9 protein-coding genes and 1 other RNA gene are annotated in these 12,730 nt (G+C 43.8%); 7 read left to right on the forward strand and 3 right to left on the reverse strand.

What is annotated here, in order from left to right; genetic code table 11:
- The first annotated feature begins 74 nt into the window (after positions 1 to 74).
- The 6 genes from ssrA (at position 75) to G4923_RS05815 (ending at position 9,462) form a co-directional block, all read left to right on the forward strand.
- Positions 75 to 434, forward strand: a transfer-messenger RNA (tmRNA) gene (ssrA, locus tag G4923_RS05790).
- Between the two features lie 632 nt (positions 435 to 1,066).
- Positions 1,067 to 1,690, forward strand: a complete 624-nt coding sequence (locus tag G4923_RS05795; protein WP_163136024.1) for a hypothetical protein — start codon at positions 1,067 to 1,069, stop codon at positions 1,688 to 1,690.
- A 1,001-nt stretch (positions 1,691 to 2,691) separates the two neighbouring features.
- Positions 2,692 to 3,822: a DNA cytosine methyltransferase gene (locus G4923_RS05800; protein WP_163136027.1), complete on the forward strand. Its 1,131-nt coding sequence runs from the start codon at positions 2,692 to 2,694 to the stop codon at positions 3,820 to 3,822.
- A 7-nt stretch (positions 3,823 to 3,829) separates the two neighbouring features.
- Positions 3,830 to 6,793 (forward strand): ATP-binding protein, encoded by a 2,964-nt coding sequence (locus G4923_RS05805; protein ID WP_163136029.1) that lies wholly within the window; start codon positions 3,830 to 3,832, stop codon positions 6,791 to 6,793.
- Complete coding sequence (locus tag G4923_RS05810) at positions 6,786 to 8,558, forward strand: response regulator receiver domain (protein ID WP_163136031.1); 1,773 nt, start codon at positions 6,786 to 6,788, stop codon at positions 8,556 to 8,558. The genes G4923_RS05805 and G4923_RS05810 overlap by 8 nt, the downstream gene beginning before the upstream one ends.
- Positions 8,559 to 8,991: 433 nt before the next feature.
- The gene (locus G4923_RS05815) at positions 8,992 to 9,462 is read left to right on the forward strand and encodes a hypothetical protein (protein WP_163136033.1); all 471 of its coding nucleotides are present in this window, start codon (positions 8,992 to 8,994) and stop codon (positions 9,460 to 9,462) included.
- 1,086 nt (positions 9,463 to 10,548) lie between these two features.
- On the opposite strand, the gene G4923_RS05820 is transcribed toward G4923_RS05815, so the two are convergent.
- Both G4923_RS05820 and G4923_RS05825 read right to left on the reverse strand, forming a co-directional pair.
- Positions 10,549 to 10,638: a hypothetical protein gene (locus G4923_RS05820; protein WP_240455264.1), complete on the reverse strand. Its 90-nt coding sequence runs from the start codon at positions 10,636 to 10,638 to the stop codon at positions 10,549 to 10,551.
- Between the two features lie 316 nt (positions 10,639 to 10,954).
- On the reverse strand, positions 10,955 to 11,386 hold the full coding sequence (locus G4923_RS05825) for a GNAT family N-acetyltransferase (protein WP_163136035.1): 432 nt from the start codon (positions 11,384 to 11,386) through the stop codon (positions 10,955 to 10,957).
- Between the two features lie 182 nt (positions 11,387 to 11,568).
- On the opposite strand from G4923_RS05825, the gene G4923_RS05830 reads away from it, so the two are divergent.
- Complete coding sequence (locus tag G4923_RS05830) at positions 11,569 to 12,069, forward strand: SRPBCC family protein (RefSeq protein ID WP_106887447.1); 501 nt, start codon at positions 11,569 to 11,571, stop codon at positions 12,067 to 12,069.
- A 60-nt stretch (positions 12,070 to 12,129) separates the two neighbouring features.
- On the opposite strand, the gene G4923_RS05835 is transcribed toward G4923_RS05830, so the two are convergent.
- Positions 12,130 to 12,636: a GNAT family N-acetyltransferase gene (locus G4923_RS05835; protein ID WP_106887448.1), complete on the reverse strand. Its 507-nt coding sequence runs from the start codon at positions 12,634 to 12,636 to the stop codon at positions 12,130 to 12,132.
- Positions 12,637 to 12,730 lie beyond the last annotated feature (94 nt).

Raw genomic sequence — 12,730 nt, forward strand, 5'->3', positions numbered from 1 at the left:
CGGCCCCTGCCGGTCGATTGCCATCAACGCCTTGCCATGGCAGGATTTTTGCGTACAATCGCTTTTGACAACTTGGGGCTGATTCTGGATTCGACAAGATTCACGAAACCCAAGGTGCATGCCGAGGTGCGGTAGGCCTCGTTAACAAACCGCAAAAAAATAGTCGCAAACGACGAAAACTACGCACTCGCAGCTTAATAACCTGCGCTGAGCCCTTCTCCCCTAGCTTGCCTGTGTCCTAGGGAATTGGAAGGTCATCCTTCACAGGATCGTGTGGAAGTCCTGCTCGGGGCGGAAGCATTAAAACCAATCGAGCTAGTCAATGCGTGGCGTGTCTCTCCGCAGCGTGCTGGCGAATGTAAAGAGTGACTAAGCATGTAGTACCGAGGATGTAGTAATTTTGGACGGGGGTTCAAATCCCCCCAGCTCCACCAAACAATGGTCCGAATAAGACCGAAAAAGACTAAAAACCCGCAAGAATCAACGTCTTGCGGGTTTTTTGTTGTCCGAAAAAGCCCGAGGGAGTCGCCAGGAGCCAGCTTGTTTAGTACCATTATGAGTACCACAAGGGCTGTGGTACTAAATTCAGTGGTACTCCGGCAGGCTGACAAGCACGGGATCGGATTTCAGGGATCCGGAGGAAATACTTGGGGTAGGCGTTCAAGCTACACCCTCCCCAACAAGCTTTTGGAACAGCTCGATATGCTCGGGGCTGAACTGAGGGTGCTGTTAATACTGGTACGGCCGTATGGGCGCGCTGCGGATAGATCTCAGGTATGTGGTTTGGTCATGGTCTGGGTCCTTTTGGTCATACACAGCCGGGTGGTCTAGGTCCGGCACTGACTATGGTGCCCACTATCGATAATTTCTGTCACGCACCAGAAACGATCGACACCGCGGAGTTATCTATTCTCCCGGCAAAACCGATCTGAGCCCTGACTAATGGATTTATGCCCAAACTACACCAAATGGTCAGTTGCATATGTTCAGGAGCCTCAGAGGCTACCCCTTTATGGCTGGATAAATATTATGTATAGACATATGAAAACTGAGACTAATGATAACCGTGGATACACCACCTTCGGATCGAAAATCAAGTAAAGTATCGTATAGTAACATTGCATCAACTATTGCATTAGTTGCATCTATATTAGCCGTTGTTTTTTCATGGCAGCAAAACAATATAACAAAAGAACATAATAGATTGAGTGTAAAACCAATTCTTCAACTAACACCAATGGTTGAGGGTGGTAATAAACGCAATGGACTCTATCTATCGAATATTGGCCTTGGCCCAGCCATAATAAAGGAGTTTGAAGTTCGTACAAAAAAGGTTGTTGCTTCTGGCTTTTCATCTGATCAATGGAAATTAGTTCTTGACAGTGTAGGGTTGAAGCACGATTGCTTTGCTCCTGGATGGCCAACGGAGAATACAGCAATAAAAGCAAGCGACGAAATTGCTCTTCTTGGGATAACCACTAGCGATATGAGGGATAGATGCATGCCGGAGATGATCGGGCTTGTAGGTGGTGAAGAAGTACTCATCACCATTACTTATCAGTCAATTTATGGTGACACCTATGTTGAACATGCAACTTCTACAATAAATTCAAATACTGTAAGAGAGACATATAAACAATACAAAGCTTATACGGAAATATTGAAGCAGCTAGAAAAAACAATACAATAACTACAGAAGATCATATGGAAGCAGGAAGTGCTCTGCCCGCAGTATAAAACAGCAAGCAAAACTTGGTACCGCTATATCGGCGGTACCGATACTTCATTACTCTATAATGCTTAGCTGCTAACTGGATCTGCCTCAGATCATCCAGAGCCCACGGTCGTAGAGATGGATAAGTAAGGGGACTGTCTAGAGTCTCCTCCAGCCTTTGCAATCTCAATTTCGCTCGGTACACCCTCCGGCCCGAGGAGCTTGAGAAGATTGTGGAGCGATGTGTAGTCCTCAAACCCCTGCTCTTGTGCTGCGAGATCCAGCAAATCTTCGTGTTTTAGGCCTGGGTGAGCATCAGCAAGCCGGTGACTCAGCTCATCACACAAGCGAGAGTGTTCGCTCATTTTCATACAGATTCTCCTAAGGTTGGTTACAGAGGTATGCCAATGGCATGCCGTAAGCACAGGACAATCGATAGCCGCTCAAAATTTGCCCAACATTTCACTGGCAGTCAAGTACTCCTAGTCCAGAGTTACGTGGCCTCCTCAGTGCTTACCAATTAGCATTTACAGTTGAGCAACCCCTCCCCCATCGGCAACCCTTGAAATCTGTGATCCCTTCCTGATTCGTTGCTTATTCAGTTCCACATAAGGAACCATATGAGATACTATTCGACTAAGGTACCCAAGCTCCATGCAAGGCCTACCCATGACAAGGAACCGTCATCTGATCGCAGGTCAAAAGCAGCATCTGGGGGCTGTAACCTAAGGGCGGTAGCGTAGCAACTTTATATAAAGTTATATTTATAACACCCGGATGTACCGTTCTATAAAAGCTGAAATCAAAATGCAATAAATCATCTTTTTCTATCATCTGCAGAAATTTATAAAAATAATAACTTCAATGTGGTCTGCTGATCTCGAAACAACTCACAATTTATTCCAATTGAGAATGAAGTGATTTTGCGGTAAAATGAATAATTATTAAAAATTTGACCTTTGGTGAGTTGAGTCAACATGAGTTTTAAAGCAATTGATCTTTTTTCAGGTGCAGGTGGTTTTTCATTAGCAGCATTAGAACTAAATATAAAAATATTGTCAGCTATAGAGTTTGACAAACACGCATGTGAAACATATAAGAAAAACATTGTTGATAGGCAAGATGAACCATGCCTTTTGCTAAATAGTGATATTATGGATGTTGATCCCATATCTATGATGAATTCACTCGGTATATCAGAAGGTGAGCTAGACATTATTATTGGTGGCCCTCCATGCCAAGGTTTCTCATCACATAGGATTAAAAATTCTGGTGTGGATGACCCAAGAAACAACCTCCTAATAAGATATTTCGATTTTGTCGCGGCATATAAACCCAAGTTATTTTTGGTGGAAAATGTTCCAGGCCTCCTCTGGGAAAGGCATCAGTCATATCTGAATGATTTCAAATCTCTCGCCCAAAAAAACGACTATGAAATAGTTGGTCCATTAAAGTTAAACGCTAAAGATTATGGCGTACCTCAAAATAGAAGCCGAGTTTTTATTCTCGGTGTCCGCAATGACATCGATTTAACACTAGATGCATGGCCACCTAAGCCAACTCACTTTGAAAATAAACAGCCCCTTTGGCTAAATGCATCCTCTGTTTTTGAAAAGCCATCGAAAAGCATATTAAAGTCTATAGCTGAGGCAATTGGCGCTCAAGCAGCATCCAGCCTCCAGTTCAACGAACATCAGTTCGATAAAAATGATCCGTTACAAATTTCTATGAATCATTCTGAGCATATGATTGAGCGATTTTCTATGACACCAATTAATGGTGGAAGGTATGACATCGATTTTAGATTACCATGCCATGATCACAACTATCGCGGTCATAGTGATGTTTATGGTCGTATTAGACTTTCTCAGCCAGGTCCAACAATTACAACAGGTTGTTTTAATCCGTCAAAAGGTAGGTTTCTTCATCCTTGGGAAAATCATGGTATCACACTAAGGCATGCAGCCAGATTTCAAACTTTCCCAGATAGTTATCTATTCTTGGGTGGAGTAATTAGTCAAGGCAAGCAAATTGGTAATGCTGTCCCAGTATTAATGGGAAAAGCTTTACTGAGTTCATGCTTAGATATTCTAAAAGCAAACGGATGATCATCGTATGCAGAGTGGAACATTAACATTTCGTGCGAGAGCGCGGACAATCGAGCATTTAGGAAAAGGTCAGATAGCGGACTGTCCCACTGCGGTAAGTGAACTTTGGAAAAACGCCTACGACGCATATGCCCGTGATGTTGTGCTATACACTATAGACAGTAAGTACCCATGTGGAGGGCTAATTGATAATGGTTGTGGGATGACATTAGATCAACTGGTTGATAGCTGGTTGATCGTTGGCACTGAATCAAAAAGTAAAAAATCACCATTATGTTCACACGATAGATTTGGTCTGAGAATTCGTAAAACTCAGGGTGAAAAAGGAATTGGTAGGCTATCCGCAGCATTCTTATCATCAGTTACATTCTTAGTCACAAAAAAAATAGATTCTACATTTACAGCGATATTAGTAGACTGGCGCTTATTTGAAAACCCATATTTATCTTTCGATGATATAAAGATACCTGTAGGACAGTTCAGTGAATTCAATGATATTGAGTTAACGTTTAACTCTCTCGTTCAGCAATTAAATGAAAATGTATATTTTCATAATAATAAAAAAGACGATTTGGTAGAAAGAGCATGGTCGCGATATTCAAAAGATGAGTTTGAGCTTGCGGAGCATCCAGAAGAGTTCATCTCAACACAAGATAAAATAATAAATTTTTGCACGTCAGTTAAATTTGATAAAAATTTAGTATTACCATGGAGTGACGTACTTAAAAAAGTAGCAGACATCGATGGGGATATTCATGGAACAGCCCTATTCCTCTTTGATCTAGGTAGAGAGCTGTCTTTACTTACCAACTCAAGTGATCTAGCAAAGGATAATATAGAGCTCACGGATATTCAGAAAGATCTTGTTGATACACTACGTGGTTTTGTTAACCCATTAACAAGTCATGATGATTCTTTTTCATATCAAATTCATTCAATTAGAAACGATGGGAGAGAAAGAAGCATCCTCAGTCAATTTGATGTTTTTGGCAAGGCAGAATTTGATTCACTAGAGCATACTGTCGTTGGTAGTGTTGATGAAAAAGGTTGGTTTAGGGGTAAAATAAAAGCTTTTGGTGAAGATAAGGGAGACGTAGTAATCCCACCATCTATTAGTGTAGATTCGTCAGGTGTTGGCCCCTTTCAAGTACATCTTGGCACATTTGAGATGTTGCTTCAAAATACAGTACATCCAGAAAGAGAGCACAGTAATCTCCTAGAGAAAGCGCAAAGATACTCAGGATTAATGGTTTTTAGAGATGGGTTGAGAGTTCTTCCTTATGGACGAGTTGATAATGATTTCTTTCAGATTGAAGAGCGACGATCTTTAAATGCGGGCCGCTATTATTGGTCAAATCGCAGGCTTTTCGGATATATAGGCATATCTCAAGATAAAAACAAACAGCTAAAAGACAAATCAGGCAGAGAAGGTTTTATAAGAAATCAAGCAGCAAGACAGCTTAGAGTAATTGTATCTGACTTACTGATAACTCTAGCCGATCGGTTTTTCGGTAAACACTCTGAAGATAGGCAAGAAATTTTATCTATTAACAAAAGAGAAAAAGAACAACGCAAGTCAGCGCAACAGAATGCAAGAAAAGCAACGCAGAAAGGCTTCTCCGAGGCGTTAAAAAAACAAGCTCCATTATTGGACGAGTATTTTTCCAAAGCTGTAAGCTTAAAACATGAATTAGAAAGCTCTCGGAGTAATGACATCCACTTTATAGAGGAAGCGGATACTTTGCTTAGTGAGTTAGATGCTGTAAGAATAGATATTCGCACCCCCATAAAACCACCAAAAATTGGCATCTATGAAGATAAATATCGTTCCTATCGAGATAAATACAATGAATTCTCTCAATATGTAACACAACTAAAAACCACTCTAAACAAATTAAACTCCGATTTAAATAAACTAGAGCCAACTCAACTTGTGAAGCGACACCTTGAAAGAAATCAGGGTGTGCTAAATTCAAGGCTGAGTAAGTACTCCTCAGCAATCCAGTCAAAGATAGATGCTCTCACTGAGAATTGGAACTCAGATATAAAGAGTGATCGTGCGATCTATTATAGAGATGCAATATCAGTGCTAGAGGTAGTAGAAAACGGTGGGGAAGTTGAAATAGCATTAAACAGTTTAGATTCTATCTATCTTAGTCTATTGGAAAATTTTAGTTTAAAGTATCAATCAATTATTAAAGCATTGGAGAGAATAGCTGAAGGGATAAATTTAGAGTCAGCTTTTTCTTTATCTGAAGAGGAACGAGATTACCTTGAAGAAAAGACAAAGAGTTTAAATGCTTTAGCACAACTAGGAATTAGCGTTGAAATTATTTCTCATGAGTTAGAAGATACCGATTCTCTCGTGACAAGAGGCCTAAGCTCATTACCCTCTAATATAAAAGAGCATCCTGGGTTTCAACTCGCATTCAATGCACATAAATCATTAACTGAGCAAATTAGATTTCTATCACCATTAAAATTATCAGGGTATCAAGCACGACAAAAAATCACAGGGAAAAATATATCAGAACATATAATAAAATTTTTTGGTGATAGATTCTCTAGACAAAGAGTTGATTTATTCTTTGGTCGTGAGTTTTTGTCTATGAATATCACGGATGTTCCATCAAGAATATATCCTGTCTTTACAAATATAGTAAACAACGCTCTCTATTGGGTTTGTTTTTCTGATAAGAGAGAAATTAAAATAGATCTTATCGATAATCTTGTATTAATAGCAAATTCTGGACCCAAGGTTGATGAAGATGATATCCAGAAACTGTTCAGCTTATTCTATAGCAAGAGAGCTAATGGACATGGTGTGGGGCTATATTTGTGTAGAGAGAACCTGTCAGTTGCTCATCATAAAATTTGGTATGCAGATATTGACGCTGAAGAGCCTTATCTTATAAAGAATGGCGCTAATTTTATTATCGAATTTAATGGGATGGAGAGAGTAAATGGCTAATATCGTTAGCTATCCAGAGCTAGTTCGTGACACTTACTGCCAAAATGCGATTAGGTCCGTAATGTTGATAGATGACAATTTCATTACTTACTCGCAGTCCATCGAACATTTGAATGAGAAATCAGAGCCAGAGCTAATTAAACTAGATGCATCTAAGAGAGCCGCTAATCTTGAACGGTTTTTTCAAAATAAAAGGATGCTTTGCGATATCGACAATGGCGTCGATAAATTAGACATTGACAGAATAAGAAAATCAGACCTCATAATAATTGATTACCACCTTGAAGATAAAAATCCGCTTAAAACAATCAACATAATTGATGCACTCAGAAACTCGAAGCAATTAAATATTGTGATTGTTTACACTCAGGCTGACTTAAAAGAGGCCTGGATGCAGACTCTTGCCAGTCTTAAAGGAAACAATTGCGCATCAAAAATAATTGATAGTTGTAACGAATATGATGTAACGGACTTTTGGGAGAACACGGCGCTTCCCGAAATTAATGGCAATGGGCCCCTATCTTTAACTTTTGATGAAATCAAATATTTCATAGAAACAAATGACACAAGAAAAGCCAAGAAGAATTTATTCACTCATCCAGAATTTATTAAAAATAAAGCAGTCTTTCAACCATATCTGAACCAATTAGCTTTGGCCATATGTGAAGAACATGTTCTTAAATATAATATAGCATCATCCATACCAACTCAGACCAGCATTGCTTCACTTATAAGTGAAGACTGTATGTGGATTAAGTCTGGTAATATATTTGTCACCTTTTTTCATAAAGGGGATACGGAAGATGATTCAGAAGATATTTGGGATTGCCTAATAAATGCTTTATCAAACTGGAGTCCATCTTACTATAATATAATAAAATCTGAGATTCAAAATGAAATCATATCAGATTCACTGTCTTTTAAGGTGCATTTGGAGAATGATCTTCACGGTCAAGCTGCATGGCTAAATGAAATTATCAAACTGGATGGTCAAAAAGAAAGGAGGGATTTGATAAATATCATTTACAAGAATATATCTGATGAAATATATACAAATTTGAAAGATAACCATAATCTAAATAGATTTATAAATGACACCTTTGATTACTATCACAATAAGTTCAATAGTCAACCTATAGATGAGAATTCAATAAGCACTAAACGAGCGACTTATTGTGCCAATGAAATGGGGATACCGAGTAGCCATAACCTTATCAACGATATGTATCATGCTTTAAATATGAGCTTGTCATCAAAAAATTACAGAGAGAAATACATATCAACGGGTACTGTCTTAAAATGCGAAAATGATGGAGAATGGTATCTATGTGTGTCGGCTGCTTGCGATATGGTACCATCACAAGGCAATGATTTATATCATGAAAAATTACACCCACACCGCCTAGTGAAAATAATAAAGCTATATAAAGTCAATGCTGATACAGCCAATAAACAAGCGACTCAATCAAGGTTCATATTTGCTATAGAAAATGGCAGCAGAATGTACTTTTCTGTGACACACCCTATAACATCAATCCCATTAATTGATTACATTATATTGAGAAACCATAAGACTGTTAATGGTGAACGAATAATATATGCAACTACATTTAAGACCGTTACTCAACTTAACAATGCAATAACGCAAAAAGTTCTAGTTTTTAAATTGAAATCACAACTACGGCATGGTTATGCAGAAAGATATCAACACGTTGCGAACAGTTATAGCGGTCGTATTGGAGTCGACTACATAAACACTCTTTAACACTCACTATTATGGTGCCAGCTCTGTGTCGGCACCTTCTTCATCTTAATTTCACTTTAAATACAACACGAACTAATTACACTGCAACATTTAAAATCACTCAAAAATAAATCATCGTGATACTTGGTCATTTTCAATTGAGGTGTTTACTAATTGTCGATAATAATATCTGATCAAACCACTTGGCCCGCTGAAGTTATTTCATATTTAGAAAAAAAATCACCATCTTTTTTTTGGATGGGAGACTCCCGCTAAAGATAGAGTTTCAGCCAGTGAATTTGACCAAGCCATTTATGAATTCCGTAGAATACTGAAGCCATTTTCATTGGTTGGTTACCACTGTACGAAACTAACACCTTACGAAATTAAAGACATTCGTTTGAATGGAATGAGGCTTCAAAATATAGAATCGCTCACGAATAGAATACTGAGATTGAAATCTTGCTTCGATATTACCCCCGAAGTAGCACATGAACTAATTTCTATAAATCAAGCCAGTGATACGAATAGAGCTAACATGCTTTGGTTTTGCTTCTTTGAACCTCATTGTTCAGATCCTTATGGCATTTATCGCTTCTTCAAGTTTTGGGGAGGTGAGGCACTTTATAATCATCATGTAGGCAGAGAAAAAACAGGTAATATACTAATGAGAATTGGGCGGCCATGTATAGTAAAAGCAAAAGTAAAGATCGAATTCTTAAAAGAGAGCTATTACCCTTGCAGAGCTCTTGCAAGGGTGTATTTATCAAATCACGGATATAGCATAAACGGATCCATCGAACATGAAGGATATAGCACAGAAAACATTCAAAACAATAACATCTATGAAGTCATAGAGTATCCAAGTGAACACTTTTTTAATTTAACAAAATGTGATGAATGGCAAGGTGAAGCCACTTTATAACAAGCCGCATTCGTTGAGATCATCACATCTCCTTCAATATACAACACAGTACAGTGGATCCAACCTGATTATCACAACTTTGTTACTACGGTTCTCATAACAAACCTCTGGCAACATCTTTCCAATTTCAACATTGCCTTAGGCTTGCCTCTGTTCTGACACAACTACGCCAAGCTTGCGCCTCTCTGCCAGCACTCTCTGCAGCTCAGCGGCAACCTCCTCTGCGGGCACACTACGACTCCGCAGAAACACCCGAGCTTCAGCAATCATTTCACAGGCCCTAATCGATATGCAGGGGCCACTCTGGGATACCGTTGCAGCAGGCACGGCCTTGAGTATTTCAGCCCTCACCTCCGCCAGCCGCGGCGCAAACTGCCGAACGGCATCCTCCCCAAGTTGCAGCACCGCCTCGCGGATTTGCAGCGCATTGAAGCCCCTGAGCAGGCTCCCCCAGGCCAGATCCCGGCCATCAGCGGCAGCAGTTCCTCAACCATGAATACCGACATGCGAGCACTAACCAGCAGCGAATCCCCTAGGCACTCAGGGCTGCCGTCTCGTTAGAGCGGAGTGCTGTCGTCATAGACCCCCCTCCCCGACTCTCGAAGTACCAGAGCGACCTGCTGGGCAGCCTGGATATTGGCTAAGGGCTTCCGCTGTGCAGCGGTTCGGAACGGGCTGGCCGCCCGGCGTATCCAGTTGCGCCAAGTCTTCTCCCTGTCCAGCTTGACGGCCTTGACACCAGCCAACGCCTGCCAGTAATCGGTGAACGTAGCCGCCTCCAACAGGATCCGCTCTCTGGGGAGCCCTGTCTCCTGAATAGCCCACCTCCCCCACGCTCCTCGGTGGCCTCCAGTCATTCGGCAAACGGGTACCTCGTCGCGGCGCCCCACTGTCAGAACGTTTTTCCCCCTTGGGGGATCCAGGGGGGATCCAGGGGGGATCTTTGGTTCAATGACTGGTTCTAAAGAGTGACTGATTCTATGTGCAGCTCCTGCACCACCCCCTAGTGCACAGCGCCTGCACTATCCAATGTCAACACATAGACGTTTGATCTCTTTCCTTTAGGCCCTATTCGAGGCTCCTTTGTCAGGAGCCCCACTTCACAAAGTACATCGATATGGTTAGCCCCGCCGAGCCAATCAGCATCAGCTTATAGTGGCCAATGCGGTCAACCATGGGCAGGGCGATCAGAGTAAGCAGCGAGTTGGTAAAGCTGGTAGCGGTGATGAGGATGGGACGTACCGATGGAGCTGTTGCTCAGGATACTAAAGACAGAACGGCTCCCAGCAACGGGGTACAAGGAGGCGAAGCAGGATATCAGCTATATCTGACGGATTACGACAACTGGCAGCGCCCACAACAACACAAGAGCAAGATACCTCCAACGATTTATAAAGGGCCACTTCGCAAGAAGTAGCCCTTTTTGTATCCGATTGATCTCATTTCGCACACAAACCCTGAGGGGAGTTGGTTTTGCAGATGGGCCCCTAAATCAGCCCCCCACCTCCAGAGTCAACCTGCGCCAGGGGCCCGTTATCTCGCAGTGACCGGTCTCGTCCGTATTTTGCCAACCCAGACGGTGATAGAACGCCAGCGCCGTCGTGTTGCGGGTGGCCACCTTGAGGGATGCCGGGGGCTTGTGTCCGGCAAGCCCGGCGGCCAGCAAGGCCCGCCCCATTCCCTGCCCATGCCAGTCGGCCACCACATAGAGGTGATGCACGAAACTGTCTTGACCCCAGATGGAGACGAATCCGCAGGGGGTACCGCCCTTCTCCGCCACCCAGATCTGCTCCCCCCGGGTCTGCTCGGCAAAATCCTCCAGCCTAAACAGGGAGGGCTCGACCCAATGGAAGGCCTGCCGCCTCCCCTTGAGGAACAGCTGCGCCAGCATGGGTTCATCTGCATCTCGCATCATTCTGATCATGAAGACATCCTTGATTTGCCTGCTCACTGCCTCCCACTCTCGATGGATACCGCCGCCGTGTCAAATCGGCAAGCTGGACCCTCTTGAATACGTGATGCTGTGACGCAGGGCTGCCTATTTTATCGCCTTAGGGGCTATACTGCCTGGGTCCCGTCCATGACTGGTTTGAGGTTCACTGATTTATGGATAACAAGCAAATAGAAGGCAGCATTCTGGTACCCGCCCACATCGACGATGTCTGGCGGGCCTGGACCACGGAGAGCGGTCTGCGCAGCTTCCTGGCGCCGGAATGTCTGATGGTGCCGGAACCCAACGGTCCTTTCGAAATCTATTTCAGGCCAGAAGCCCCGCTGGGGGAGCGCGGCAGTGAAGGGTGCCGGGTGATGGCGGTCATGCCCCATGACTTGCTCAGCTTCAGCTGGAATTTCCCGCCCCAGTTTCCCCATATCCGCCAGCAGAAGACCCAGGTCAGCCTGCGCTTCGTACCCGAAGGTCAGGGCACCCGGCTCCATTTCCTGCAAACCGGCTGGGCCAATGACCCGGATTGGGACCAGGGCTATGCCTACTTCAGGGAGGAGTGGCTGGAGCTCTGCCTGCCAAGGTTGCAGTATCGCTTCACCCACGGCCCCATCGACTGGAACAATCCGCCGGGCAGGCAGCAGTTGAAGTCCCTGGCCCAATGAGGGACGGATTGAAATGAAGAAGGACCCTTAATGGGTCCTTCTTCTATGGCATTCAGGCGGTTATTCCACCGGCTCTTCATCGAACAGGGGGTGGTAGAGCACCTCGCCCTGCAGGCCAGCCAGCCCCCCGGGCTGCAGCTCCATCGCCATGAAGCAGTCGGCGGGCACCTCGTAGATGCAGTGCAGGCCGAAGTCGCTGGCGGGCCTGAAGCCGAAGCGGCCATAGTAAGCCGGATCGCCGAGCACCACCACTGCCTTCCAGTCCATCTCGAGGGCCGTGTCCAGCCCTTCCCGCACCAGATCCGAGCCTATGCCCTGCCCCTGCCAGTCCGGATGGACGGCCACCGGCGCCAGCCCGAGCCAAGGACCTTCCTGGCCGTCAATGGTGATCGGGCTCAGCATCAGGTGCCCCATGAACTCGTACTCTTCCTCCTCGACCATGGTGACCACGGCGGCCCCACACTCGCGCAGGCGATTGACCAGTTCGGCCTCGTCGGGACGACCAAAGGCGGCGCTCACCAGCTCAAAGACTGGCAGCATGTCGCCGGGACGCTCGGTTCTCAACATACAGCGTTACTCCTCGTACAGCAGGACGGCCATTATTTCACAGAAGTGGCTCCTGACTTGAGCGCCTTTATCCGAAAATGGGAGGGCTGACTCA

It is taken from the genome of Aeromonas rivipollensis (genome assembly GCF_010974825.1).
Lineage (GTDB): Bacteria > Pseudomonadota > Gammaproteobacteria > Enterobacterales > Aeromonadaceae > Aeromonas > Aeromonas rivipollensis.

What these genes read in the sequence shown, in the direction of transcription:
- G4923_RS05800 (WP_163136027.1), top strand. Translation starts at nt 2,692, where the DNA reads ATGAGTTTTAAAGCAATTGATCTTTTTTCAGGTGCAGGTGGTTTTTCA.
- G4923_RS05805 (WP_163136029.1), top strand. Translation starts at nt 3,830, where the DNA reads ATGCAGAGTGGAACATTAACATTTCGTGCGAGAGCGCGGACAATCGAG.
- G4923_RS05810 (WP_163136031.1), top strand. Translation starts at nt 6,786, where the DNA reads ATGGCTAATATCGTTAGCTATCCAGAGCTAGTTCGTGACACTTACTGC.
- G4923_RS05820 (WP_240455264.1), bottom strand. Translation starts at nt 10,638, where the DNA reads ATGGTTGACCGCATTGGCCACTATAAGCTGATGCTGATTGGCTCGGCG.
- G4923_RS05825 (WP_163136035.1), bottom strand. Translation starts at nt 11,386, where the DNA reads ATGATCAGAATGATGCGAGATGCAGATGAACCCATGCTGGCGCAGCTG.
- G4923_RS05830 (WP_106887447.1), top strand. Translation starts at nt 11,569, where the DNA reads ATGGATAACAAGCAAATAGAAGGCAGCATTCTGGTACCCGCCCACATC.
- G4923_RS05835 (WP_106887448.1), bottom strand. Translation starts at nt 12,636, where the DNA reads ATGTTGAGAACCGAGCGTCCCGGCGACATGCTGCCAGTCTTTGAGCTG.